We start from the raw sequence: 23,920 nt of genomic DNA, 5'->3' as shown, positions 1-23,920 counted from the left end.
GGTTGCCGCGGTAGAGTCGGAAGCCGTGCATTTTTACCCTGTTTGTGCTAATCAACATCGCATAAACCTGATCGCTTATTCGCAGGCTGCCACCGACTTCCTCCCCGGCTACTTCCCCTCAGCGCAGGCTCACACAAAGGGCCTCGCTGACGCGGGCCCGCAGGGTCGATAGCAGCTTTTGGGGCGGTGAAGCGGCTGCATCACCAGCGCCCTCAAGTATGTTTGTCGCAAACGGTTACTGACAATAGGTAGACTCGCTCAGTATGCAGGGGGAACGGTGCGCCTATCTTCCATCAGATCTAGGGCCATGCTGTTGTGCATGGCGCGTCTGCCCGTACGGGGTGCGCCATGGATTGTTCAGCTGTTAAGCGCTGGATCGTTGTCTGTGGACACTGTTTTTTTACCCGCAAGTTGCCAATTCGGCGTGAAATAAAAATGATTACTCAGGAAGTCCGTTTTGGAACATAGAGTCAATATTGTTGGGGTTGCGTTGCTTTGCGTTGCTTTCAGTAGTGAGGCGCTGACGCTGGGTCGCATTCGGGGTGCCGCTCTGATTGGTAAGCCCCTGGACATGGTGGTGCCGGTTCAGCTGGACGCGGGCGAAGATGCCGCATCCCTGTGTTTCGATGCCGAAGTGTTTCATGCGGATACGCGCCAGGACACCAGTCGGGTGCGGGTGGTCGTCGAAGCAACGGGACAGCCCCAGACGACCAATGTGCGGATCATGTCTTCCGCCGTCGTTGACGAGCCGATGGTCACCGTTTATTTGCGGACTGGGTGCGGACAGAAAACAACTCGCCGCTACGTCCTGCTGGCCGATTTGCCAAGCGAGGTCGCTGCACCCGCGGCACGTCTGACACCCCTGACGGCGCTGCCGCCGACGCGCGCGGGCTCGATTCCCGCCACTTCTTCTTTTGCCGGTGCATCGGCCGGCGCGCCCCAGGCTGAGCCGACCGCTAAAGCAAAAACAGTGCGGGAGCCCCGGCCAGCGACGCGCCCGGAAACCGTCACCAAACGAGTTGAGGGGAAGACCGCGGTTGTCGCGCCCAAGCGGGCGCCGACCGAGGTCAAAACCCCGACCGGTCAGTCCCGATTGAAGCTGGACCCTCTGGAACTGCTCTCTGACCGGGTCGCCAATCTTGACTCTTTCATGACGTTCGACGCGCCGGAAGACGCTTTGCGTAACACGCAAAAAATCCAGTCGCTGGAAGTGGCCGTCAAAGCGGGGCTGGCCTTGGCCGCAAAGAATGAAGCCAGTCTCGCCGACTTGAAAGCCCGCCTGCAAAAGGCGGAGTCGGAGCGATTCCCCAGCGGATGGCTTTACGGCTTGATCGCTCTGGTGCTGGCCTGCCTGGCTGCCGTGGCTTTTCTCTGGCATCGCCAGCGCCGTGTTCCGGCCGATGACGATGCGTGGTGGAACAGCGCCACCGCGACGCCCGCATCGGTGCCAACCGAGCCTTCGCCAGAACCCTTGCCTCCCCACAAGGACGAAGAATCGGTATCCCAAAAGACCTCGCCACCGGCCTTGGTCGCCTCACTCAATGACGACGGTCCAGAATATGAGCCGGGTGTCAACCTGATGGAAATGAGCGATTCGATTTTTGACAACCTGATGCAATCCGATGCGGAGGCCAGCGAGAATCGCCCGCGGCCGTCACTGGCGCCGCCAGCGCCGGCGGCACAAACCAAGCCCCTGTGCAACCTTGGTTCCGAGGCACTGCTGGACATCCGGCAGCAGGCGGAGTTTTTTGTTTCGCTCGGACAAACCGAACGGGCGGTGCGAATTCTCAAGAAGCAAATTGAGGAAAGTGACGAGCCGAATCCCTTCGTTTACCTGGATTTGCTCAGCATCTTCCATTCACTCAGTATGAAAACTGAATTTCAGCAAGTGCGTGCGGATTTCAACCTGTTGTTTAACGGGCAAGTGCCGGAATTCGCCTTCTTCAAGAACGAAGGCAAGGGTCTGGACGCCTACCCCGACGTCATGTCCCGCATCACCGCCCTGTGGGCAACGCCCACGGTGCTGGAAGTCATTGAAAGCTGTATTTTTCACGATCCGCAGGCGGTCCGGCCGTCGTCTTTTGATTTGGCTGCATTTCGTGATCTGTTGTTGCTGCACGGCGTAGCGCAGAGCGGTCTGCTGCTTCACCCGCTGGCGGGCGCGCAGCCCAAGGCTGACGCTGCCGCCAGTGGTGCGGCCCAAGCCAGTGCCGCCGTTAACTTTGCTGACTTGTCCGCGCTGGCGAACCCGCAGTCGCATGAACTGGATCTAGATCTGGATCTGGACTTGTCGGATTCAGCGGCTGAGAATCCAGCGGCGGCTTCACTGTCGACGGTGGAGGTCGACATTCCCCTGTTGATCTTCGAGGAGCACCCGGCAGCCGTGTCAGGTGCGGGTGCCCGGCGATCGGTGGGCAGTGACACCGAAATTCATTTTGATTTGCCTGAGTTGCCGACGCCGCCCAAGCCGGCCGACCCCAAGTCCGGCGCTTAGGCTAGAACCGCTCGTGTGGCGCCAAGTAGCGCCACTGGCCCACCGGTAGGTTGCCCAGCATCACGTTGCCGATGCGCACCCGCTTCAGGCCCACCACTTTCAGCCCGACCAGTTCGCACATGCGGCGAATCTGGCGCTTCTTGCCTTCGGTCAGCACGATGCGCAGCTGTTCCGGGTTTTGCCACGCCACCTTGGCCGGTTTCAGCGCCTGGCCGTCCAGGCTCAGACCGTGGCGCAACTTCGCCAGGCCGGCGGGTGGGAACATCGCCTGCACGTTGGTGGTCACGGGGTCGCCCTCGTTGATCTGCAACAACCGGTCCGGTTGGCCATCGGGCTCGGCAAAGCCGATGTAGCTCACCCGCACCAGGTATTCTTTCTCCATCACCGACTCTTCACCGATCAGTTGGCGCGCCACCCGGCCGTCCTGCGTCAGCACCAGCAGACCGATCGAATCAATGTCCAGTCGGCCGGCCGGCACCAGGCTCTGCAGCTGCTTGGGGTGGAAGAAGAAACGGGCGTTGTCTTCGACCCAGCGGTTTTGCGGCTGGATCAAGGTGATGGCCGGCAGGTGGCCGTCCTCGGCCTGGCCGCTCACGATGCCCATTGGCTTGTTGAGCAAAATCGTCACCTGGTTGGCCTGCTGGCCCTGCGCCTGCTTGTTGATTTCAATGCGCACATCCGGCAGCACCTGCATGCCCATGGTGGCGACCTCGCCGTTGACCTTGACCCAACCGCGGCCAATCCAGTCGTCGGCTTCGCGGCGCGAGGCCAGCCCGAGTTCGGCCATGCGCTTGTTCAAGCGCAGGGTGCCACCGGGCACAGGGGTGCTCGACGCAGCGGAGGGTGCGCGGCCCAGCGGAGCGGCGGCGCGGCGAAATGTGGGGGGTGTTTTAGAGTCGGTCATGTTGCTATATATTTGGTAGCTGCTTGCGCATATTTTACGGGGGCTAGAGGCTGATTTCTTATAAAAATATCTGGGAGCGCAAGGCCTGCAGGTTCAACACCCGCAGACCGCCATATTCGACCCGGATGCAGCCTTGCTCGGCCAGCGCCGTCAAGGCCTCGTTCACGCGTTGCCGCGACAGGCCGACCAAATACGCCAGTTCCTGCTGGGTGATGCGCAGCACGGCGCCCACGCCGGGGTACAGCACGGGGTTGAACAACGAGGCCAAACTGCGCGCCACCCGCAAGTCGGGGTTGTTCATGCGGTCAATTTCGCGCGCGGCAATGAACTGGCCCAATCGTTCGTTGAGCTGGTTCATCACAAAGCGGTTGAAGCCAATCGAGTGGTCCAGCAGCCAGTGGAAGGTGTCGACGTGCAGGCCGGCGACCATGCTTTTGCGCAGGGCCTGGATGTTGTAGCGGTAGGTTTCGCGCTTCAGGGCCGTGCCCTCGCCAAACCAGCCGCCGGGCGGCACGCCGGTAAAGGTCATGGTCTGGCCCTCGGCATTGTCGGCGCTCATCTTGAGCAGGCCGTCCACCACGCCAAACCAGTAGGTGACGGGGCGACCGGTGCGGCACAAATATTCGCCCGGGTTGGCGTCGGTGATTTTCAGGTCATCCACGGCGCGCTGGCGCTCGGTGGGTGCCAGCAGGTGCATCCACGGAATGGTGCCGAGTTCCGCCTCGGTCAAGGGGCGGCGGCGTAGAAAGAGCGAAGCATCGGAGCTCATGAAGCGGTTGGGCGTGCGGTGCGGCGTAAGTTGGCGGAAAGTGAAGGGAAAACACCTACCGAGATAAGCGCTAATTGTCGTCCAAATGACAACTTGACGTCAAACGAGTGTCTATCATTCAACTCATTCCAGCAACCCGACGGCAGGCGCCGAGGTTGCTCCCATTTGAAGACAAGGTACCGGGATGCAGACCACTTTCCCTCGACTTCTTTTAGATCACGCCGCCCAGCGGCCGACAGAACCCGCCATGCGCGAAAAAGAGTATGGCATCTGGCAGGCGCTGTCGTGGGCCGATCTGGCCACGCTGGTGGCGCAGTTGGCGTGCGGCCTGCATCAGGCGGGCCTGCGCCGAGGTGAGCACATGATCGTGGTGGGGGCGAATCGCCCGCGCCTGTATGCCACCATGCTGGCGGCGCAGTCGCTCGGTGCGGTGCCCATTCCCCTGTACCAGGACGCCGCCGCGCTGGAGTGTGTGTTTCCCATCAATGACGCCGAAGTGCGGTTTGCTTTTGCCGAAGACCAGGAGCAGGTCGACAAGCTGCTGGAAATTCGCGACAAGTGCCCACAGCTCTCCAATATCTACTTTGACGATCCACGCGGCCTGCGCAATTACGACGAGCCGGGTCTGGCGGCGGTCGATGAACTGGTGGCCGCGGGCAAGGTCTTTGCCGGCCTGCACCCTGGCTTTTTCCAAGCCGAGGTGAGCAAGGTGAAGCCCGATGATGTGGGCGCCATGTTTTTCACCTCCGGCACCACCGGCAACCCCAAGGGTGTGGTGCACACGCACAACTCGCTGCTGAACCGGGCCAAGGCCGGCGCTGACTTTGACAAACTGACCCACAAGGAAGAAGTGCTGGCCTACTTGCCGCCAGCCTGGATTGGTCAAAATATCTTCAGCTATGCGCAATGGCTGGCCTGTGGCTACGTGGTGAACTGCCCCGAATCGGCGGCGACGGTCACCATCGACCTGAAGGAAATCGGACCGACCTATTACTTTGCGCCGCCCCGGGTGTTTGAAGGGCTGCTCACCAGCGTGATGATTCGCATGGAAGATGCCGGTGCCATCAAGCGCCGCATGTTCCACACCTTCATGCGCGTGGCGAAGCGGGTGGGCCCGATCAAGATGGACGGTCAATCGGTCTCGTTCATGGATGGCCTGTTGTATGCGCTGGGCAATGTGCTGGTGTACGGTCCCCTGCGTAACAGTCTGGGCATGAGCCGCGTGCGGGTGGCCTACACCGCCGGTGAAGCCATCGGCCCCGACCTGTTCACCTTTTACCGCTCCATTGGCATCAACCTCAAGCAGCTGTACGGCTCGACCGAGACCGCCGTGTTTGTGTGCCTGCAGCCGGACCATGAGGCGCGTGCTGACACCGTGGGCGTTCCTTGTTCCGGTGTGGAAATCAAGCTGGCCGACAACGGCGAGATTCTGGTCAAGTCGCCCGGCTTGTTCAAGGAATACTACAAAAACCCGACCGCCACCGCCGAGGTGCTGACGGCCGACGGCTGGTACCACACCAGCGATGCCGGCTTTCTGGATGCGCACGGTCATCTCAAGATCATCGACCGCGTCAAAGACGTGGGCCGTATCAAGGGTGGCGCCAATGACGGTTCCATGTTTGCGCCCAAGTACGTCGAGAACAAGCTCAAGTTCTTCCCGCACATCAAGGAGGTGGTGGCCTATGGCGATGGTCGCGCCCAAGTCTGCGTCATGGTCAACATCGATTTTGATGCGGTCGGCAACTGGGCCGAGCGGCGCAACCTGCCGTATGCCGGCTACTCCGATCTGGCGCAAAAGCCCGAGGTCTACCAGCTCATCAAAGAGTGCATCGAGCAAGTGAACGCCGACCTGAGTGTGGACACGCTGCTGGCCGGTTCGCAAGTGAGTCGTTTCCTGGTGCTGCACAAGGAGCTGGATGCCGACGATGGCGAGTTGACTCGCACCAACAAGGTTCGTCGCGGTTTCATCGCGGAAAAATACAGGGCGCTGGTCGATGCCCTGTACGAAGGGCGCACCTCGCAGTTCATCGAAACCCAGGTCAAGTTTGAGGATGGCCGCACCGGCAGCGTCAGTGCCACGCTCAGAATCGACGACGCAAAGACCTTTGCCCCCGTAAAGGCAGCAGCATGACTAAAAAAATTGGCGACGTCATTCTTGACGTCAAAAACATCTCGCTCAGTTTCGGTGGCGTCAAGGCGCTGACCGACATCTCGTTCAATGTGCGCGAGCATGAAGTGCGCGCCATCATCGGGCCGAATGGCGCCGGCAAGAGTTCCATGCTGAACTGCATCAACGGCGTCTACACGCCGCAGCAGGGCTCCATCACCTTCCGCGGCAAAACCTTTAGCCACATGGACAGCCACCAAGTGGCGGTGATGGGCATCGGCCGCACCTTCCAGAATCTGGCGCTGTTCAAGGGCATGAGCGTCATCGACAACATCATGACTGGCCGCAATCTCAAGATCAAAAGCAATCTGCTGTGGCAGGCGCTGCGTATCGGGCCGGCCCAGCGCGAAGAAGAGTTGCACCGCGAAAAGGTTGAGCACATCATCGACTTTCTGGAAATTCAGGCCTACCGCAAAACCCCGGTCGGCCAGCTGCCCTATGGCCTGCAAAAGCGGGTCGACTTGGGGCGCGCACTGGCCATGGAGCCGCAGGTGCTGTTGCTCGATGAACCGATGGCCGGCATGAATGTGGAAGAGAAGCAGGACATGTGCCGCTTCGTGCTGGACGTGAACCAGGAGTTCGGCACCACCGTGGTGCTGATCGAGCATGACATGGGCGTGGTGATGGATATTTCCGATCGCGTGGTGGTGCTCGATTACGGCAAAAAAATCGGCGACGGCACGCCGGACGAAGTACGCAACAACGAAGAAGTGATCAGCGCCTATCTCGGCACGAGTCACTGACGCAGCGGGAGATTAAAAAAATGGCATTTTTTCTTGAAACACTGCTGGGCGGCCTGATGGCCGGCATGCTGTATTCGCTGGTGGCGCTGGGCTTTGTGCTGATCTACAAGGCCTCTGGCGTGTTCAATTTTGCGCAGGGCGCCATGGTGTTGTTCGCCGCGCTGGCGATGGCCCGTTTTTCCGAGTGGGTGCCGCTCTACACCGGCATCACCAACCCGATCGCCGCCAACATGATCGCCTTTGTCGGGGCGGCGGTGGTGATGTTTGTCGTGGCCTGGGTCATTGAAAACCTGGTGCTGCGCCATCTGGTCAACCAGGAAGGCACCACCTTGCTGATGGCCACCCTGGGCATTGCCTACTTCATGGAAGGTCTCGGGCAGAGCATCTTTGGCAGCAGCATTTACAAGATCGACATTGGCATGCCGAAAGACCCGGTCATGATTCTGGAGAGCGCCTTTGAAGGCGGCATCATGATCAACAAGGAAGATTTTTACGCCGCCCTGATTGCCGCCGCTTTGGTGGGCCTGCTCAGTGTGTTCTTCCAGAAAACCGCGACCGGCCGTGCCTTGCGTGCGGTGGCCGATGACCACCAGGCGGCCCAAAGTATTGGCATTCCGCTCAACCGCATCTGGGTCATCGTGTGGTGCGTCGCGGGTGTCGTTGCTTTGGTGGCGGGTGTGATCTGGGGCAGCAAGCTGGGGGTGCAGTTTTCGCTCACCACGGTCGCCATGCGCGCTCTGCCGGTGGTTATTTTGGGTGGTTTGACCTCGGTTCCCGGCGCCATCGTGGGCGGCCTGATCATTGGCGTTGGTGAGAAATTGTCCGAGGTATTCATCGGCCCTTATGTCGGCGGCGGTATCGAGATCTGGTTTGCCTATGTGCTGGCGCTGGGCTTCCTGCTGATTCGGCCCCAGGGTTTGTTTGGCGAAAAAATTATTGATCGCGTCTGAAAGAAAAGTATGTTTTACAGAGAAAACGGTCAATTCAAAACAAGCTACCGCGCGGATCAGCAGATCCTGCCGATTGCGCAAGACCGCGTGGCGCTGTTCGTGCTGCTGGCCATCGCATTTTTGGCGGTGCCCCTCATGGCCAGCGACTACACCTTTCGCGCCATCCTGATTCCCTTTTTGATCTTTTCGCTGGCGGCCATTGGCGTCAATATTCTGGTGGGTTACTGCGGCCAGATTTCATTGGGCTCCGGGGCTTTCATGGCGGTGGGGGCGTATGCCGCCTACAACTTTTTTGTCCGCGTCGAGGGCATGCCCTTGCTGGTGGCGCTGATTCTGGGCGGGGTCTGCGCCATGCTGTTCGGCATCTTGTTCGGTCTGCCCAGCTTGCGTGTCAAAGGCTTGTACCTGGCGGTGGCAACGCTGGCGGCCCAGTTCTTTTCCGACTGGATGTTCTTGCGTATTCAATGGTTCACCAACAACTCGTCCTCGGGCTCGGTGTCGGTGTCCAACCTGCAAGTGTTCGGTCTGTCGCTGGAAAGCCCGCTGGCCAAATACCTGTTCTGCCTCTCCTTGCTGGCGATCATTGCCTTGCTGGCCAAAAACCTGGTGCGCGGCGCGGTGGGGCGGGAGTGGATGGCGATTCGCGACATGGACGTCGCCGCTGCCGTGATCGGCATCCGGCCCATGTACGCCAAGCTCACCGCCTTTGCCGTCAGCTCCTTCATCGTGGGTATCGCGGGGGCCTTGTGGGCTTTCATTTACCTGGGAGCCTGGGAGCCGGCCGCGTTCTCGGTCGACCAGTCGTTCAAGCTCTTGTTCATGGTGATTATTGGCGGCATGGGCTCCATCATGGGCAGCTTCTTTGGTGCCGCGTTCATTGTCCTCTTGCCTATTTTCCTGAGCCAGTTCTTGCCGGTTCTGGCCAGCGTGGTCGGGATTGAAATATCGACCGCCGGCGTCTCGCATGCGGAGTTGATGGTGTTTGGCGGCCTGATTGTCTGGTTCCTGATTGTGGAGCCGCATGGTCTGGCCAAGTTGTGGGCAATCTCCAAACAAAAACTGCGTCTGTGGCCGTTCCCGCATTGATCCAGTGCCCTGATTTTTCGCTTTGTTTTTCGTGTTCCCAGTGCTTCCATATTCAATAACAGGAGAGACCAATGAAGCTTCGTAAACTCGTACTCGCCAGCGCCCTGGTGGCTGCTAGCGCCTCTGTCTTGGTGACAAGCAACGCCTTCGCGCAAGCCAAGGAGCAGTTCTTCCCGCTGCTGTCCTACCGCACCGGTCCATACGCACCCAATGGCGTGCCTTGGGCCAACGGCAAGCAGGATTACATCAAGATGATCAATGCCCGCGATGGTGGCGTCAACGGCGTCAAGCTCACCTTCGAGGAATGTGAAACCGGCTACGCCACCGACCGTGGCGTCGAGTGCTACGAGCGTCTGAAAAGCAAGCCCGGTGTCGCCTTGTTCGACCCGCAAGCCACCGGCATCACGTTCGCGCTGACCGAGAAAGCGCCCGTTGACAAAATCCCGCTGATTACCCTCGGCTATGGTCTGTCGGTGGCGCAGGACGGCACCGCGTTCAAGTGGAACTTTCCCCTCATGGGCAGCTACTGGACCGGGGCTGACATCCTGATTCAGCACATCGGCAAGAGCCTGGGTGGCCTCGACAAGCTCAAGGGTAAAAAGATCTCGCTGGTCTACCACGACAGCCCGTTCGGCAAAGAGCCTATTCCCGCGCTGCAGGAGCGCGCCAAGATGCACGGCTTTGACCTGCAGTTGCTGCCGGTGACGGCGCCAGGGGTGGAGCAAAAAGCCACTTGGCTGCAGGTGCGCCAAAGCAAGCCTGACTATGTGCTGCTGTGGGGCTGGGGTGTGATGAATTCCACCGCGCTGAAAGAAGCACAGGCCACCGGTTATCCCCGCGACAAGATGTATGGCGTGTGGTGGGCCGGTGCTGAGCCCGACGTGAAGGACGTGGGTGACGGCGCCAAGGGTTACCACGCGCTGGCCCTGAACACGTCGGGTCAACAACCCAAGGTGATCCAGGACATCCTCAAGACCGTGCATGCCAAGGGCCAGGGCACGGGGCCGAAAGACGAAGTCGGTTCGGTGTTGTACACCCGGGGCGTCATCATCCAGATGCTTGGCGTCGAGGCGGTGCGCCGCGCGCAGGAGCGTTTTGGCAAGGGCAAGGTCATGACCGGCGAGCAAGTGCGCTGGGGCCTGGAGAACCTGGCGCTGGACCAGAAAAAGCTGGATGCCTTGGGCTTTGCCGGCGTCATGCGGCCGCTCAGCACCTCCTGCCAGGATCACATGGGTTCGACCTGGGCGCGTGTGCAAACCTGGGATGGCAGCAAGTGGAACGTGGGTGCCGATTGGTACCAGGCTGACGAGCAGATTCTCAAGCCCATGGTCAAGGCCGGCGCGGATAAATATCTGGCCGACAAGAAGATGAGCCGGCGCGCCCCGGCGGACTGCCAGTCCTAATGGATGTGTCATTGCGGGCGCAAGTCCGCAATGACAGTTCAATCGACAGCATTGCGCGCAGTGCTGCCGATTGGTAAAGGCAAGGCTATATGGACTCCAAAAACATCGTTCTCAACGTGAATGGCATCGAGGTCATTTACAACCACGTCATCCTGGTGCTGAAGGGCGTTTCCCTCAGCGTGCCGGAAGGCAAGATTGTGGCCATTCTGGGCGGCAACGGCGCGGGCAAGACCACCACCTTGCGCGCCATCTCCAACCTGCTCAAGGGTGAGCGTGGCGAGGTGACCAAGGGCTCGATTGAGTTGCGTGGCGAGCGCATTGAGAACCTGTCGCCGGCGGATCTGGTGCAGCGTGGCGTGGTGCAGGTGATGGAGGGGCGCCACTGTTTTGCCCACCTGACGATCGAAGAAAACCTGCTGACCGGCGGCTACACCCGCAAGGACAAAGGCGAGATTGCGCGTAATCTGGAAAAGGTCTACAACTATTTTCCGCGCCTCAAAACCCGGCGCACCAGTCAGGCCGCCTACACCTCGGGTGGTGAGCAGCAGATGTGCGCCATTGGCCGCGCCCTGATGGCCAACCCCAGCATGGTGCTGCTGGACGAGCCGTCCATGGGGCTGGCACCGCAGATTGTGGAAGAAGTGTTTGAGATTGTGAAAGACCTCAACCACAAGGAAAAAGTCACCTTTTTGCTGGCCGAGCAGAACACCAACATGGCCCTGAAATACGCCGACTACGGTTACATCATGGAGTCCGGTCGCGTGGTGATGGACGGTGCCGCCAGTGACCTCGCCAACAACGAAGACGTCAAGGAGTTCTACCTGGGCGTGGGCGGCGGCGAACGCAAGAGCTTCAAGGATGTGAAGAGTTACAAGCGCCGCAAGCGCTGGTTGGCCTAAAAAAATTCAACACCCGCTTCGGCCCTGTCTGACCTGGGGCCTCACAGGAAAAACCATGACTGAACATTACGATGCGCTGGAAACGCGCGACACCACGGCGCGCGAAGCTGCGCTGATGGCGGCCTTGCCAGGCCAGGTGGCCCATGCCAAAAAATCATCGGCGGCCTTTGCCGAAATATTGAAAGACGTTAATCCGGCGGCGGTGAGCAGTCGGCAGGCGCTGGCCGGACTGCCGGTGATCCGCAAGCATGAACTGCTGGAACGCCAGCAGGCCACCCGCAGCGCCGGAGGTGATGTGTTTGGCGGCTTCAGCGCGGTGGGCCTGGGTGCCCACATGCCACGCATTTTTTCCAGTCCCGGCCCGATCTATGAGCCGGAGGGCGCCGCCAGAAATTATTGGCGCATGTCCCGCGCCATGTTCGCGGCCGGCTTTCGGCCCGGCGAGCTGATTCACAACTGCTTCAGCTACCACTTTGTGCCCGCCGGTTCGATGATGGAGTCGGGCGCCCACGCGCTGGGCTGCACCGTGTTTCCGGGTGGCACCGGGCAGACCGAGCAACAGGTGCAGACCATGGCCGAACTGCAGCCAGCGGGCTATATTGGCACGCCGAGCTTTCTGAAAATCATTGTGGACAAGGCGGCCGAGATGGGGGTGGCCTTGCCCAGCGTGAAGAAAGCCATGTTTGGCGGCGAAGCCTTTCCGCCGTCCTTGCGCGACTGGTTTGCCGAGCGCGGTATCACGGGGTACCAGTGCTATGCCACGGCCGACCTGGGCTCGATCGCCTACGAGACGCAGGCGCGCGACGGCCTGGTGATTGATGAAGGCGTGATCGTTGAGATCGTGCGGCCCGGCACCGGCGACCCGGTCGCCCCCGGTGAAGTGGGCGAGGTCGTGGTGACGACGCTGAACCCCGACTATCCCTTGATTCGTTTTGGCACCGGCGATCTGTCGGCGCTGCTGAGCGGGCCCTGCCCGACCGGGCGCACCAATTCCCGCATCAAGGGCTGGATGGGGCGCGCCGACCAGACCACCAAAATCCGCGGCATGTTTGTGCACCCCGGCCAGGTCGCCGACATCATCCGCCGCTTTCCCGAAGTTGCGCGGGCCCGGTTGGTGGTGACCGGCGAGATGGCCAATGACATCATGACGCTCAAGGTCGAGACCGCCTGTGGTGGCCCCGATGCACTGGCGGCCAAAATCGGCGATGCCATCCGTGACGTCACCAAGTTGCGCGGTCAGGTGGAACTGGTCTTGCCCGGCAGCCTGCCCAATGATGGCAAGGTGATTGAGGACGCCCGCAGTTACAAGTGATTTATAGTCGCGCGGCACGGATTCAATAGGAGTGCTGTCGTGAAACGTTTACTGGTGCTGGCCGCCGCTGTGACTGGGTTGTGGGCCAATGCCCAGGGGTACCCCGGCAGCAAGCCGATTGCCATCGTGGTGCCCTATGCGGCCGGTGGCCCAACCGACCGGGTGGCGCGCGATCTGGCCGCGGCCTTGCGCAAGACGCTGCCGGGCGGGCACTTTGTGATTGAAAACGTCAACGGTGCCGGTGGCACGATTGGCGCGACCAAGGTGGCCAAGGCCAACCCGGATGGCCACACGCTGCTGCTCTGGCACATCGGCATGGCCTCCACGGTGAGCCTGTACCGCAAGCTGCAATTCAAACCACTGGACGACTTTGAGTACCTGGGCATTGTCAACGACGTGCCGATGACCTTGATCGGCAAGCCGCAGCTGCCGGCCACGAACTACCGCGATTTTGAAAATTACATCCGGGCCAACGGTGGCAAGCTCAATATTGCGCACGCCGGTCTGGGCTCGGCCTCGCACCTGTGCGGCCTCATGTGGCAGTCGGCCGTCAACGCCAAAGAGGCCATGACCACCATTCCGTTTGGCGGCACGGCGCCGGCCATGACCGCCCTGGTGGCGGGGCAGGTCGATGTGCTGTGCGACCAGACCACCAACACCACGGCCCAGATTGAATCGGGCCGCGTCAAGGCCTTTGCGGTGACCACGGCCGGGCGGCTTGCCAGCCCGCCCTTGCTCAAGGACTACCCGTCGTTGCAGGAGGTCGGTCTGAAGGGTTTCTCGCTGACGATCTGGCACGGCCTGTATGCGCCCAAGGGCACCCCGGCGCCGGTGCTCAAGCAACTCAATGAGGCCTTGAAGCGGGCCTTGAAAAACCCGGAATTCATCCGGAAGCAGGAAGCGCTGGGCGCCCTCGTCGTGACCGACTCGCGCATGGAGCCGGCCGGCCACAAGGCCTTCGTCGCGGCTGAAATTGCCAAGTTCAAGCCGCTGATCGAAGCGGCGGGCAAGTTCGCCGACTGATTACACCCCCCAGACGACCTCGTGGCCGTCTTTCTGGCAGCGGCGCAGCATCTCGATAAAGGGCAGGGCGCGCTGGCGCAGTGAGACAGCCTCAAAATGAGGTGGGGGCTCCTTGCGGCCTTGCGCCTCTGCCACGGCCGCCGCTCGATCGGCGTCCTCTTGGGCAATGGCGGCTTCCAGTGCCGCAATCGCCGCCGGCATCTGGTCGGGCAGGATGATGCCCGTGCCGGTCTGGGTGTCTTTGCCGATGATCTCCAGCACACGCTGTCCATTGGGCTGCAGCATGATGACATCACCGGTGGATTTGGATTTGAATTTGTAGAGCATAGGGCTACATCGTAAACTGCAACTCGATGCGCACTGCCCAAATTTTTGTCGGCCTGATCCTGTTCTGCTTGCTCACGGCGTGCGCTGATACCCGCTATTACCTGCAATCCGCGGGCGGTCACTTGCACATGATGCAAGCGTCCCGGCCGGTGGCGCAGTGGCTGGCCGATGAGCAGGTCGCTCCGGCCTTGAAGCAGCGCCTTGCGTTGGCCCAGCGCATTCGCCGCTTTGCCGTGACCGAGCTCCAATTGCCCGATAACGCCAGCTACCAGCGCTACGCCGATTTGCAGCGCCGCGCCGTCGTCTGGAATGTGGTGGCGGCGCCCGAGTTTTCGCTCACCCTCAAAACCTGGTGTTTTCCGGTGACCGGCTGCGTCGGTTACCGCGGCTATTTCCGTGAGGCCGACGCGCGTGAACAGGCGCAGCTGCTGGCGCAGGAGGGGCTGGAGGTCAGCGTCTACGGCGTGCCGGCCTATTCCACGCTGGGCTGGCTGAATTGGCTGGGTGGTGACCCGCTGCTCAATACCTTCATCAACTACCCGGAAGGCGAGTTGGCGCGCATGATTTTTCATGAGCTGGCGCATCAGGTGCTGTATGTCAAAGACGACACCGTGTTCAACGAGTCTTTTGCCACGGCGGTGGAGCGGCTGGGCGGCGAGCGTTGGCTCGCCACGCAGGGCTCGGCGGCGGCGCAACAAGAGTACGCCACGTTCGACGCCCGGCGGCGCCAGTTTCGCGCGCTGACGCAGGCCACGCGCACCCGGTTGGCCGCAATTTACAAGGAAAATGAGCCTCTAGCCCCCGATCTGCCTGCGCAAGTAGCTATGAAAATAGTAGCAATGAACAACTTCCGTGAAGACTATGCGCGGCTCAAAGTCAGCTGGGGTGGCTACAGTGGTTATGACGCCTGGGTCGCCGGGGCCAACAATGCCTCGTTTGGCGCCCAGGCCGCCTATGACGAAGGGGTGCCCGCTTTCGAAGCCTTGTTTGCCCGCGAAGGGCAAGACTGGCGACGGTTTTATGATGCGGTCAGGCGGCTGGCGCACCTGCCGGCCGCGGAGCGGGCCCGGGCCCTGAAACAAATTTCAACGGAGAATTTAAGTGGCTGATCTTCATATCCTGCGTGAACACACGCTCGGCCTGCCGGCGGCGCGAAAAATCGCCTTCTCCTGGGCCGAACAGGCTGAACAGGAATTTGGCATGACCTGCACCTACGAGGAAGGCAAAGCGTTGGATGAAGTGTGTTTCACACGCTCCGGTGTTCAGGGCACCTTGTCGGTCACCAGGAACAAGTTCGAACTCAACGCCAAGCTCGGCTTTTTGCTGGGCGCGTTCAAAGCCCGGATCGAGACTGAAATCGTGAAAAATCTGGACGACTTGCTCAAGCCCGCCTCGCCGTGGTGATTCAGCTCAGGGATTCAATCAGGTCAATGTACTGCTGCATGGCGTCGGTGCTGGCTGTTCCTTTGAGTCCATTCCAGGCCTCCCATTTGGCGCGCCCCACCATGTCGCTGAAACCGGGTTTGGGGTCGGTGTTGTCGCCAACGCTGGCCTGCTTGTACAGCGCATAAATTTTGAGCAGCGTGGCGTTGTCGGGGCGTTCGCTCAGGTTTTTTGACTCGGCCACCGCAGCTTCAAATTTTGTTTTCAGGTCAGACATGGTTTTCTCCAGATAAGGTGAGATACCGCACACACATGGGGTATTTGCGCAGTATCTTACGGGCCGTTTTGCCGCCAAAATAGGGAAACTTCCTCAAGAACTGTCTTTGCGCCACTTGTTTGTCGCTCTGGAGACTCTATGGTGACCCGAATCCCGGCCAAAAAAGCCGCTCAAAAGCCCATCCAACAGCCCGCGCGCCAGAAGACCGACGCGGCCAGCCGCACGCCGGCGGTGACGCGCGAGCGCATGAGCCGGGTCGATACCGCCTGGTTGCGCATGGATTCTCCGATGAATTTGATGATGATCCTGGGCGTGTGGATCATCAAGCCCGGTGTCAGTTACCCGGCGGTGAGCCAGCGCATCGAAGAGCGCCTGCTGCAATACCCGCGCTTCGGCCAGCGGGTCGAGCTGGACGCCACCGGCGCCACCTGGGTCACCGACACCGACTTCAACATCGAGCGCCATGTGGTGCGTGAGACGCTGCCGGCCACCTCAAAAGGGCACGAACAACAGGCCTTGCAGGCCCGTTTGGGCGAGCTCGCCGTGCAGCCGCTCGACATGCAGCATCCGCTGTGGCAGTTTCATCTGGTCGAGCATTACCAGGGCGGCTCGGCGCTGATGGCGCGTATTCACCATTGCATTGCCGATGGCATCGCCTTGATCGTCGTCACGCAGTCGATGGTGGACGGTGGAGAGGGGCCACCGCCGCCCAAAGCCTCGCCGGAGGAGGGGCTGGACGGTGTCGGGGCCTGGCTCACGGACACGCTGCTCAAACCGTTCACAACTGTGGCGGTGACTACCCTTGAGGCCGCCGGGGACGGGGCCGCCAGCGCCCTGGCGATGCTGCGCGCGCCGAAAAAAGGCATCGAGAAGCTGGTCGGCAAAGGCCTGACCGGTTCTGCCGAACTGGCCCGGGTGGCGTACCAGGCGATGCGGGATGCGGGCGCACTGGCCCTGATGGCCGACGACTCACCGACCCGGCTCAAAGGCATGCCCGGCACGACCAAGCGGGTGGCGTGGTGCCAGCCGATTCCGCTGGACGAAGTGAAGGCCATTGGGCGGGCCTTGAACTGCTCCATCAACGATGTGTTGCTGAGTTGCGTGGCGGGCGCCCTTGGCGGCTACCTCCACGCTTTGGGCGATGACACCGCCGGCAAAGAAATCCGGGCCATGGTGCCGGTGAACCTGCGCCCGATTGAAGAGGCTTACCAACTCGGCAACCGGTTTGGCCTGGCGCCCGTGGTCTTGCCGCTGGGCTTGGCGAACCCGGTGGAACGGGTGTATGAAGTGCGCCGTCGCATGGGCGAGATGAAAGGCAGCCTGCAGCCGCTGCTGACATTCGGCCTGCTGGCGGTCGCCGGGCTGCTGGTCAAGCCGGCGCAAGACGCCATGCTCAGTTTGTTTTCCCGGAAAACCACCGCCGTCATGACCAATGTGCCGGGCCCGCGCGAAAAGCTCAAGTTTTGTGGCGCCACGCTGGAGCAAGATCTGGTGTGGGTGCCCCAGTCCGGTACCGTGGGCCTGGGGGTCTCCATTTTGAGTTACGGCGGAGGCGTGCAGTTTGGCGTGATCAGCGATGCCACGCTGTGCCCCGATCCCCAAAAAATCATTGAGAAGTTTGAACCCGAATTCGCCAAGCTGACTTTGCTGGCGCTGATGCTGCCGTGGGGTGAATGATGAATCAATCTTCCAGTTCGACCTTGGCCATTTCAACATCCAGCCGTTCCATCGCATCCATCGGCTTGGCGGCTGCCGCCAGCTGGTACAGCCGGGTCGCCTCTTTCATCATCTTCTCGCCGTCGAGCATCACCATGGCATTGGCGTATTCGATCATGCCAATGGCCGACTGAAAGTTCAGTTGGAGGGCCTCCTGGAGCAGCCGCAGGCCGGTGTCTTTCTTGGCCCCGTAGGTCATGCCGCCAATCAGCGAGCCGACCTTGTCGATGACCTCGGCGTGAAACGCGCCCAGCGCCATGTGGGCATCGGCGTGTTTGGGCTCCAGTTGGATCACGGTTTCCAGCGATTCCTTGACCTTGGTGCCCAGGCCCTGGGCCAAGGCCTTGGCAACGCTGATGCCTTGGCTGTAGCGGCCCAAGGCGTAGGCTTGCCAGTAATGGGCGTTGACGTTGCCCGGGTCGTCCTGGGTTTGGCGCTCGGCGCGGCGGGCGACCTCCATGTACAGGTCGAGGCGGGCGCGTTCTTTCTTTTCAAGGTATGTGGCGTAGATGCAGGAAGACTTGTTGGCCACGGTCAGACCGGCGCCGCCAATCTGGAGTCCCATGTCGACGGCTTTCTGGAATTCGCCGCTGTGAAACAGGGCCCAGGCTTGCAGTACTTTGCCGTCTTGGGGCAGCGGCTCGGCGTCGCCCGCATGCAGACGCGCCCAGTTGTTTTTGACACTGGCCGCATCAAATACATAGTCGCCCACATAGGGAAAAGCGGTCCATTTGGCCATTGTTGTTTCCTCTGCCTGACTTTTTAATTGTTAACATTATTGTAGGCGCCCACCAGCTTCAGCAGGTGCAGGCGCTGGCCCTGTTCCAGATAGGGCACCAGCAGGTTCAAGACATGTTGCGCACCGCGCAGCAGGGCGGCTTGTGCGTTTTCCGGCTCCAGGGCGCGGCGCGGGTCGCGCACATATTCAAAACTCAGCCAGTAGGTCAGCACCACCACCATGCTGGTGGCGGTGGCCTCGACCTCGCGCGAATCGATGCGCACGGCGCCCGTGCGGCTCATGCCGTCCAGCAGGGCGCGCACGGCACGGGTTTTGTTTTTCAGGACGGACTGGAAATGGGTTTCCAGTCGCCGGTTTTTGCTCAGCAGATCGTTCAGGTCGCGGTACAAAAAGCGGTACTGCCAGATCAACTCAAACAGCGTGTGCATAAAGAACCAGGCGTCCTCCACGTCGCGCACGCCGTCGCTGGCATTCAGCAGCTCATTCAGGGCCTGCTCGTAGCGGTCAAACAGCGAGTTGATGAGTTCGTCTTTGGCGGGGTAGTGGTAGTAAAGATTGCCCGGGCTGATGCCCAGTTCGGCGGAGATCAAGGTGGTGGAGACATTGGGTTCGCCAAAGCGATTGAACAGATCGAGGGTGACTTCCAGAATCCGTTCGGCGGTGCGCCGGGGCGCTTTTTTCACCATGTGTTTTTTTCCTTGTGCGCCGCTGAATTGACGATGTGGCCTAGATCAACCATGATTTCCTGCAGCGTGGCAATCGCTTGCCCGACTTGGGTGGGCGCCTTGGCGGGCGCACAGAGGTGGCGCGTGGGGTCGTCTAACGCATCATGGTGCAAGGTGATGCCATGGCGCCACAATTTGGCCGAGAGACCGGTTTTGCGCGAGCGCAGCATCTGGCGCGTTTGCTGGTAGGCGTGTTCGGCCAAGTGGCGGCGCTGCGCGTAGCTGAAGGTGTTGGCCAGGTACAGCTCGGGGTCGCGGTGATCGGGCTCAATCAGGATGATGTCGGTCTTCGGATAGTTGCGCTCGTATTGCTTGATGCCGAGCACCATGCGCGAATGAATCATGGAGCGGAAGGTCTGACTCAGCACCGCTGGCAAACCGCCATCCACAATGTGCGGAATGTGCTGTTGCTCGGCCGACAGGCCGCGCTGCATGACTTTGGGGGCTGCCGATACCGTGGCATCAAACGGCACCAGCGGGTTCAGGCACAGCATCAGGTCCATGCCCTGGTCCAGGGCGACGGAGGCGTGCATGGTCTTCTTCAGGGCGCCATCGACATAGTAGCTGCCCTCAATTTCCACCGGTGGAAACAGGCCGGGCAGGGCGGAACTGGCTTGTACCGCTTTGGAGATCGGCACATGGTCCCAGCCGGGGCGGCCAAAGGGCACGGCTTCGCCACTGTCCAGATTGGTGGCCACCAGCGTCAACTGGGTCTTGAGCTGACGGAAGTCATTGGTGCGCCCGTCTTGCGAAAACAAACGGCCCAACTCAACATCAATCTGCTCGTTGGAAAACAGGCCAGTGGGCAGGGCCGGGCCCAAGCGCTCCAGCGCGTGAACGAATGACTGGCGCCCTGCCGAGAGATGCCACAAGGCAGAGACGAACAAGCTCGGCAGCTGGATGGCCCGGCGCGCAAATTCACCATAAGCCGGGGCCAGCAACCAAGAGGGATCGAAGGTCTCGGAGGGCTCGTTGTCGTTTTCGATAAAGGACGCACACAGTTGCCGGGGTGTGATGCCATTGGCCAATCCCGCGGCAATGAAGCCGCCCGCGGAGACGCCCACATAGTGTTGCAACTGGGTGAAGTCGATGCCGTTCAGCGACTCTTGCAGCGCGCACAGCGCCCCCACTTCGTAAATGGCACCCAAGGGACCGCCACCCGACAAGGCCAAGGCAATTTTGGGTCGGCGTGTGGGTTGACGCGTCATAAGCGCAAAGTGTAGAGCGGATGCCCCAAAAAAGTTGTTGCGATGCAGCAAGGCCACTCACGGTGGCGCGATATTAATCCGGCGTGGCCTCCAGCGCCACGGCTGCTGTTTTACGGGCGGGTGCGCGTTTGACGGCTGGCTTTGTTGCAGGTGCGGGCGCTGTTTTGGGCGCCGCCTTGAGCACCGGCTTCACCGCAGTCTTAGCCGTTTTTTTGGCCGGGGCTTTGGGGGCAACCTTGGTCGCGGTTTTTGACGCCGTTTTGGCCGCGGCTTTCGGTGCCGCCTCTTTGGCCGACAGTTTTTTAACGCTCTTGTTCAGCTCGTCAATGCGGGCGATCAGGGCATTGACGTCCATGGCGGAGGGCACGCCCAGCTTGTTCAGCACCTTGGCCACCCGATCTTCAAAAATGCTTTCCAGCTTGTCCCACTGGCCAGACGCCTTGGAGGAAATGTCATTGGCCATGCTGGACATTTTGCTGGTGGCTTCCGAGATTTTCTCTTCGGCTGCGGATTGCGTTTTGCGCTGCAGGCTCACCCCCTCCTTGACGAGGGCCTCAAATGCCTTGGAGCCCTCGGCCTGGGCCTTGTTGAACGCGCCCAGACCGGCTTGCCAGATTTGCTGGGCCGAGTCTTTCACCGAGCCCGTCAACGGCGCGTCGGCTTCTTTCGATGGATTGATTTTGCGCAACTTTTTGACCATGATGAACTCCAGATAAATTGAGTAATTTGCACACTGTTATTTGCTGCGGAGCAAATGCAGCGCGGTGCATGCGGTGTACTTTACGGGGTGGTTGCGTCGCCGTGTAGGTGGGGTATCCTAATTTTTAGCGCCATCTAACCGGAGATTTTCATGCAGTATTTCGTTACCGGGGCCACCGGCTTCATTGGCAAACGGCTCGTCAAAAAACTGCTGGAGCGCGAAGACTCGGTGGTCTACTTTCTGATTCGCAGGGAGAGTGAGGGCAAGGTGGCGGCCTTGCGGCATTACTGGGGCACCATTGCGGCGCGGGTGGTGCCGGTGTTTGGCGACCTCACCAGCAAAAAACTAGGAGTGTCGGCCGACGGCATAAAAATGCTCAAGGGCCAGATTGACCATTTTTATCATCTGGCGGCGGTCTATGACCTGGGCGCGGACGAGGCCCGCCAGATTGCCGCCAACATCGACGGTACCCGCCACGCGGTGGAGTTGGCCAAAGCCATCGACGCCGGGCATTTTCACCACGTCAGTTCGATTGCCGCCGCCGGCCTGTATGAGGGCGTGTTCCGCGAGGACATGTTTGACGAGGCTGAACACTACGAGCACCCCTATTTCATGACCAAGCACGAAAGCGAAAAAATCGTGCGCCAGGAATGCAAGGTGCCCTGGTCGGTGTACCGCCCCGCCATGGTGGTGGGCGACAGCACCACGGGTGAAATGGACAAGGTGGATGGCCCCTACTATTTCTTCAAGCTGATCCAGCGCATGCGCCAGTTGCTGCCGCCCTGGTTGCCCTCGATTGGCCTGGAGGGCGGGCGCATCAATATTGTGCCGGTGGACTTTGTGGTGGTTGCGCTGGACGTTATCAGTCATCAGGACGGGATCGCAAAAAAATGCTTTCACCTGGTGGATCCGGTGGGCTACCGCGTGGGCGATGTGCTCGATATTTTCAGCAAAGCGGCGCATGCGCCCAAGATGAACCTGTTCATCAACGCGGCCTTGTTCGGGTTTATCCCGCGCAGCGTAACCAAGGGCCTGATGGCGCTGGCGCCGGTGCGCCGGGTGCGCAACGCCATCATGAAAGACCTGGGCCTGCCGGACGACATGCTCACGTTTGTCAACTACCCCACGCGGTTTGATTGCCGCGAAGCCCTCGCCTCACTGAAAGGCACGGGGGTGGCATGCCCCAATCTGAAAGATTACGCCTGGCGCCTGTGGGATTACTGGGAGCGTCACCTTGACCCCGATCTGCACATCGACCGTTCGTTGCGCGGCACGGTGGCGGGCAAAGTGGTGTTGGTGACTGGTGGCTCATCGGGTATTGGCCTGGCGACTGCGCACAAGTTTGCCGAGGCCGGTGCCACCGTTCTCATTTGCGGTCGCGATGTGGACAAGCTGGAAGAAGCCTGCAAGCAGGCCCGGGCCAAAGGCTACAGTTTTGTCGCCTACCCGGCGGACATTGCCGACATGGCGGACTGCGACCGTTTTTTGACGCAACTCCTTGTTGATCATGGCAGTGTGGACTTCTTGATCAACAACGCCGGCCGCTCCATCCGCCGCGCCATCGAATCAAGCTATGACCGTTTTCATGATTTTGAGCGCACCATGCAGCTGAACTATTTTGGCAGCCTGCGGGTCACCATGGGCTTGCTGCCCAGCATGACGGCCAAGAAAAACGGTCATGTGGTCAATATCAGCTCGATTGGCGTTCTCACCAACGCGCCGCGTTTCAGCGCCTATGTCGCCTCCAAGGCCGCGCTGGACGCTTGGACACGCTGTGCCGCCAGCGAGTTTGCCGATCAGGGCGTGTCCTTCACCACCATCAACATGCCGCTGGTGCGCACCCCCATGATCGCGCCCACTGGCCTGTACAACAACGTGCCGACACTGTCACCCGAAGAAGCGGCCGATCTGGTGGCCCAAGCCTGCATTTTCAAGCCGGTGCGCATCGCCACCCGTCTGGGTACCGCCGGGCAACTGTTGCACGCCGTGTTGCCGCGTTTTGCGCAAATCGCCATGAATACCAGTTTTCGCATGTTCCCGGACTCGGGCGCGGCCAAAGGGGGTAAGCCGGAGGAGAAGCCCGTCAAGCAGCAGCTGTCGCCGGAGGCGGTTGCGCTGCAGCAGATGATGCGGGGGATTCATTTTTGACCCGATTGTTAGAATCAAAACAAAGGGAATAACTAAATAATATGGATATCGAAGAAAACGAAGTCAGCCTGCTGGACCTGCTGCTTGTAGTCGCTGAAAACCTCAAGTTGTTGATTTTGGGGCCTATTGTGGTTGGATTGCTGGCATTGGCAATAGGCTATGCCTTACCACAGAGTTTTACCAGTCAGGCGATTTTGGCGCTGCCAACGTCAACACCAACACCAACACCAACACCAACACCAACACCAACACCAACACCTGCGCAGGCGGCTGCAATGATGGTTTCGCCATTGGTGCTGGATCCCGTAATTCAGTCGCTCAGTTTGTCTGCAGGACACACAATTGAACGCGCACGCGCCACGCTTGCCAGTCAGATCAAGGCGACAGTCGGTAAAGACGGTTTGTTGCGTCTTGACACTACAGCCAACACGCCGTTAGAAGCGCAGAAAATAGCCAATGCTGTTATCGACAACTGGCTAAAAAGCACGATACCAGGAGAAAAAGATCGCGCCGACCTGGAAGTTCGCCTTATTCAGGCTAAAGTTTCGCTGGAGTCTGTGCGTCGTCTTCTGGATCGTCTGACTGGAGAGGATTCAGCCGTCCTCAATAAGCCTCTCACCTTAGGCGGGGCAAACACCAGCATTGTCGCTGTGGGTGAGTTGCAGGCGCGTTATCAGGCGGATGTGCTGAGTATTCCTCGATCATTGCAGGGTTTGGCGCGCGATGTTGTCATGCAGCCGCCGACCTTGTCTACTGAACCAGTTGCCCCGAAAAAGAGTTGGATTGCCGTTCTGGCTGCGCTGGGCAGTGGCTTTGCGCTGCTGCTGTGGGTGTTCATGCGCCAGGCTTGGAAGAATGCGGCGCTTGATCCGGAAACGGCAGAAAAACAAGCCAAGCTGCGTGCTGCAATAGGATTTAAACAGCGGGTTTAGTGGTCCGTGATACCA

22 protein-coding genes are annotated in these 23,920 nt (G+C 60.3%); 14 read left to right on the top strand and 8 right to left on the bottom strand.

The genetic code is table 11. From position 1 onward, the window contains the following. Window positions 1-457 precede the first annotated feature (457 nt). Entirely contained in the window at window positions 458-2,494 is a 2,037-nt protein-coding gene (locus tag HHJ17_RS09890) for a hypothetical protein (RefSeq protein WP_296505667.1), read from the top strand. 1 nt (window position 2,495) lies between these two features. Here HHJ17_RS09890 and HHJ17_RS09885 read toward each other — a convergent pair whose 3' ends face one another. Both HHJ17_RS09885 and HHJ17_RS09880 read right to left on the bottom strand, forming a co-directional pair. Then, entirely contained in the window at window positions 2,496-3,398 is a 903-nt protein-coding gene (locus tag HHJ17_RS09885) for a pseudouridine synthase (RefSeq protein WP_296500807.1), read from the bottom strand. Between the two features lie 58 nt (window positions 3,399-3,456). Next, complete coding sequence (locus HHJ17_RS09880) at window positions 3,457-4,167, bottom strand: Crp/Fnr family transcriptional regulator (protein WP_296500808.1); 711 nt, start codon at window positions 4,165-4,167, stop codon at window positions 3,457-3,459. Between the two features lie 184 nt (window positions 4,168-4,351). Between HHJ17_RS09880 and HHJ17_RS09875 the strand changes: the two genes are divergently transcribed. The 8 genes from HHJ17_RS09875 to HHJ17_RS09840 all read left to right on the top strand — a co-directional run bounded on the left by HHJ17_RS09875 (window position 4,352) and on the right by HHJ17_RS09840 (window position 13,750). Further along, entirely contained in the window at window positions 4,352-6,298 is a 1,947-nt protein-coding gene (locus tag HHJ17_RS09875) for an AMP-binding protein (protein ID WP_296500811.1), read from the top strand. After that, a complete protein-coding gene (locus tag HHJ17_RS09870; RefSeq protein WP_296500813.1) occupies window positions 6,295-7,077 on the top strand; it encodes an ABC transporter ATP-binding protein in 783 nt (260 codons plus the stop codon). Before HHJ17_RS09875 ends, HHJ17_RS09870 begins: the two co-directional genes overlap by 4 nt. Window positions 7,078-7,097: 20 nt before the next feature. Then, window positions 7,098-8,027 carry a branched-chain amino acid ABC transporter permease gene (locus tag HHJ17_RS09865; protein ID WP_296500815.1) on the top strand — a complete coding sequence of 310 codons (930 nt, stop codon included), beginning with the start codon at window positions 7,098-7,100 and terminating at the stop codon, window positions 8,025-8,027. Between the two features lie 9 nt (window positions 8,028-8,036). Then, the gene (locus tag HHJ17_RS09860) at window positions 8,037-9,113 is read left to right on the top strand and encodes a branched-chain amino acid ABC transporter permease (RefSeq protein ID WP_296500816.1); all 1,077 of its coding nucleotides are present in this window, start codon (window positions 8,037-8,039) and stop codon (window positions 9,111-9,113) included. 71 nt (window positions 9,114-9,184) lie between these two features. Further along, window positions 9,185-10,516 carry an ABC transporter substrate-binding protein gene (locus tag HHJ17_RS09855; protein ID WP_296500817.1) on the top strand — a complete coding sequence of 444 codons (1,332 nt, stop codon included), beginning with the start codon at window positions 9,185-9,187 and terminating at the stop codon, window positions 10,514-10,516. A gap of 89 nt (window positions 10,517-10,605) precedes the next feature. Beyond that, a complete protein-coding gene (locus HHJ17_RS09850) occupies window positions 10,606-11,415 on the top strand; it encodes an ABC transporter ATP-binding protein (RefSeq protein WP_296500819.1) in 810 nt (269 codons plus the stop codon). A 55-nt stretch (window positions 11,416-11,470) separates the two neighbouring features. Further along, window positions 11,471-12,727: an AMP-binding protein gene (locus HHJ17_RS09845; RefSeq protein ID WP_296505666.1), complete on the top strand. Its 1,257-nt coding sequence runs from the start codon at window positions 11,471-11,473 to the stop codon at window positions 12,725-12,727. 39 nt (window positions 12,728-12,766) lie between these two features. Next, window positions 12,767-13,750 (top strand): tripartite tricarboxylate transporter substrate-binding protein, encoded by a 984-nt coding sequence (locus HHJ17_RS09840; protein ID WP_296505665.1) that lies wholly within the window; start codon window positions 12,767-12,769, stop codon window positions 13,748-13,750. Here the strand turns inward: HHJ17_RS09840 and HHJ17_RS09835 are convergent, their stop codons facing one another. After that, window positions 13,751-14,077 (bottom strand): DUF1840 domain-containing protein, encoded by a 327-nt coding sequence (locus HHJ17_RS09835; protein ID WP_296505664.1) that lies wholly within the window; start codon window positions 14,075-14,077, stop codon window positions 13,751-13,753. It lies immediately after the preceding gene. Window positions 14,078-14,103: 26 nt separating this feature from the next. On the opposite strand from HHJ17_RS09835, the gene HHJ17_RS09830 reads away from it, so the two are divergent. Together HHJ17_RS09830 and HHJ17_RS09825 are read left to right on the top strand one after the other, a co-directional pair. Next, window positions 14,104-15,186 carry an aminopeptidase gene (locus HHJ17_RS09830; protein WP_296505663.1) on the top strand — a complete coding sequence of 361 codons (1,083 nt, stop codon included), beginning with the start codon at window positions 14,104-14,106 and terminating at the stop codon, window positions 15,184-15,186. Further along, entirely contained in the window at window positions 15,179-15,481 is a 303-nt protein-coding gene (locus HHJ17_RS09825) for a polyhydroxyalkanoic acid system family protein (RefSeq protein WP_296505662.1), read from the top strand. The genes HHJ17_RS09830 and HHJ17_RS09825 overlap by 8 nt, the downstream gene beginning before the upstream one ends. Window position 15,482: 1 nt before the next feature. On the opposite strand, the gene HHJ17_RS09820 is transcribed toward HHJ17_RS09825, so the two are convergent. Beyond that, window positions 15,483-15,737: an acyl-CoA-binding protein gene (locus HHJ17_RS09820; RefSeq protein ID WP_296500832.1), complete on the bottom strand. Its 255-nt coding sequence runs from the start codon at window positions 15,735-15,737 to the stop codon at window positions 15,483-15,485. A gap of 138 nt (window positions 15,738-15,875) precedes the next feature. Between HHJ17_RS09820 and HHJ17_RS09815 the strand changes: the two genes are divergently transcribed. Then, window positions 15,876-17,414, top strand: a complete 1,539-nt coding sequence (locus tag HHJ17_RS09815; protein ID WP_296505661.1) for a wax ester/triacylglycerol synthase family O-acyltransferase — start codon at window positions 15,876-15,878, stop codon at window positions 17,412-17,414. 4 nt (window positions 17,415-17,418) lie between these two features. Here the strand turns inward: HHJ17_RS09815 and HHJ17_RS09810 are convergent, their stop codons facing one another. The 4 genes from HHJ17_RS09810 to HHJ17_RS09795 all read right to left on the bottom strand — a co-directional run bounded on the left by HHJ17_RS09810 (window position 17,419) and on the right by HHJ17_RS09795 (window position 20,825). After that, entirely contained in the window at window positions 17,419-18,192 is a 774-nt protein-coding gene (locus HHJ17_RS09810) for a hypothetical protein (protein WP_296505660.1), read from the bottom strand. 23 nt (window positions 18,193-18,215) lie between these two features. Then, a complete protein-coding gene (locus HHJ17_RS09805; protein WP_296505659.1) occupies window positions 18,216-18,878 on the bottom strand; it encodes a TetR/AcrR family transcriptional regulator in 663 nt (220 codons plus the stop codon). After that, window positions 18,872-20,125: a patatin-like phospholipase family protein gene (locus HHJ17_RS09800; RefSeq protein WP_296505658.1), complete on the bottom strand. Its 1,254-nt coding sequence runs from the start codon at window positions 20,123-20,125 to the stop codon at window positions 18,872-18,874. The genes HHJ17_RS09805 and HHJ17_RS09800 overlap by 7 nt, the downstream gene beginning before the upstream one ends. 73 nt (window positions 20,126-20,198) lie before the next feature. Then, on the bottom strand, window positions 20,199-20,825 hold the full coding sequence (locus HHJ17_RS09795) for a phasin family protein (RefSeq protein WP_296505657.1): 627 nt from the start codon (window positions 20,823-20,825) through the stop codon (window positions 20,199-20,201). Window positions 20,826-20,975: 150 nt separating this feature from the next. Between HHJ17_RS09795 and HHJ17_RS09790 the strand changes: the two genes are divergently transcribed. Together HHJ17_RS09790 and HHJ17_RS09785 are read left to right on the top strand one after the other, a co-directional pair. Continuing rightward, window positions 20,976-22,973: an SDR family oxidoreductase gene (locus HHJ17_RS09790; RefSeq protein ID WP_296505656.1), complete on the top strand. Its 1,998-nt coding sequence runs from the start codon at window positions 20,976-20,978 to the stop codon at window positions 22,971-22,973. A 41-nt stretch (window positions 22,974-23,014) separates the two neighbouring features. Then, complete coding sequence (locus tag HHJ17_RS09785) at window positions 23,015-23,905, top strand: Wzz/FepE/Etk N-terminal domain-containing protein (protein ID WP_296505655.1); 891 nt, start codon at window positions 23,015-23,017, stop codon at window positions 23,903-23,905. Window positions 23,906-23,920: the final 15 nt, after the last annotated feature.

The organism is Rhodoferax sp. (genome assembly GCF_012927445.1).
Taxonomy (GTDB): Bacteria; Pseudomonadota; Gammaproteobacteria; order Burkholderiales; family Burkholderiaceae_C; genus Rhodoferax.
This window is presented reverse-complemented; position numbering and strand designations above follow the sequence as displayed.

Excerpts from the sequence above, each read along its gene's own strand:
- HHJ17_RS09850 (WP_296500819.1), top strand. The coding sequence starts at position 10,606 with ATGGACTCCAAAAACATCGTTCTCAACGTGAATGGCATCGAGGTCATT.
- HHJ17_RS09800 (WP_296505658.1), bottom strand. The coding sequence starts at position 20,125 with ATGACGCGTCAACCCACACGCCGACCCAAAATTGCCTTGGCCTTGTCG.
- HHJ17_RS09805 (WP_296505659.1), bottom strand. The coding sequence starts at position 18,878 with ATGGTGAAAAAAGCGCCCCGGCGCACCGCCGAACGGATTCTGGAAGTC.
- HHJ17_RS09790 (WP_296505656.1), top strand. The coding sequence starts at position 20,976 with ATGCAGTATTTCGTTACCGGGGCCACCGGCTTCATTGGCAAACGGCTC.
- HHJ17_RS09845 (WP_296505666.1), top strand. The coding sequence starts at position 11,471 with ATGACTGAACATTACGATGCGCTGGAAACGCGCGACACCACGGCGCGC.
- HHJ17_RS09860 (WP_296500816.1), top strand. The coding sequence starts at position 8,037 with ATGTTTTACAGAGAAAACGGTCAATTCAAAACAAGCTACCGCGCGGAT.
- HHJ17_RS09880 (WP_296500808.1), bottom strand. The coding sequence starts at position 4,167 with ATGAGCTCCGATGCTTCGCTCTTTCTACGCCGCCGCCCCTTGACCGAG.
- HHJ17_RS09830 (WP_296505663.1), top strand. The coding sequence starts at position 14,104 with ATGCGCACTGCCCAAATTTTTGTCGGCCTGATCCTGTTCTGCTTGCTC.
- HHJ17_RS09810 (WP_296505660.1), bottom strand. The coding sequence starts at position 18,192 with ATGGCCAAATGGACCGCTTTTCCCTATGTGGGCGACTATGTATTTGAT.
- HHJ17_RS09815 (WP_296505661.1), top strand. The coding sequence starts at position 15,876 with ATGGTGACCCGAATCCCGGCCAAAAAAGCCGCTCAAAAGCCCATCCAA.
- HHJ17_RS09865 (WP_296500815.1), top strand. The coding sequence starts at position 7,098 with ATGGCATTTTTTCTTGAAACACTGCTGGGCGGCCTGATGGCCGGCATG.
- HHJ17_RS09885 (WP_296500807.1), bottom strand. The coding sequence starts at position 3,398 with ATGACCGACTCTAAAACACCCCCCACATTTCGCCGCGCCGCCGCTCCG.
- HHJ17_RS09795 (WP_296505657.1), bottom strand. The coding sequence starts at position 20,825 with ATGGTCAAAAAGTTGCGCAAAATCAATCCATCGAAAGAAGCCGACGCG.
- HHJ17_RS09820 (WP_296500832.1), bottom strand. The coding sequence starts at position 15,737 with ATGTCTGACCTGAAAACAAAATTTGAAGCTGCGGTGGCCGAGTCAAAA.
- HHJ17_RS09870 (WP_296500813.1), top strand. The coding sequence starts at position 6,295 with ATGACTAAAAAAATTGGCGACGTCATTCTTGACGTCAAAAACATCTCG.
- HHJ17_RS09785 (WP_296505655.1), top strand. The coding sequence starts at position 23,015 with ATGGATATCGAAGAAAACGAAGTCAGCCTGCTGGACCTGCTGCTTGTA.
- HHJ17_RS09875 (WP_296500811.1), top strand. The coding sequence starts at position 4,352 with ATGCAGACCACTTTCCCTCGACTTCTTTTAGATCACGCCGCCCAGCGG.
- HHJ17_RS09835 (WP_296505664.1), bottom strand. The coding sequence starts at position 14,077 with ATGCTCTACAAATTCAAATCCAAATCCACCGGTGATGTCATCATGCTG.
- HHJ17_RS09855 (WP_296500817.1), top strand. The coding sequence starts at position 9,185 with ATGAAGCTTCGTAAACTCGTACTCGCCAGCGCCCTGGTGGCTGCTAGC.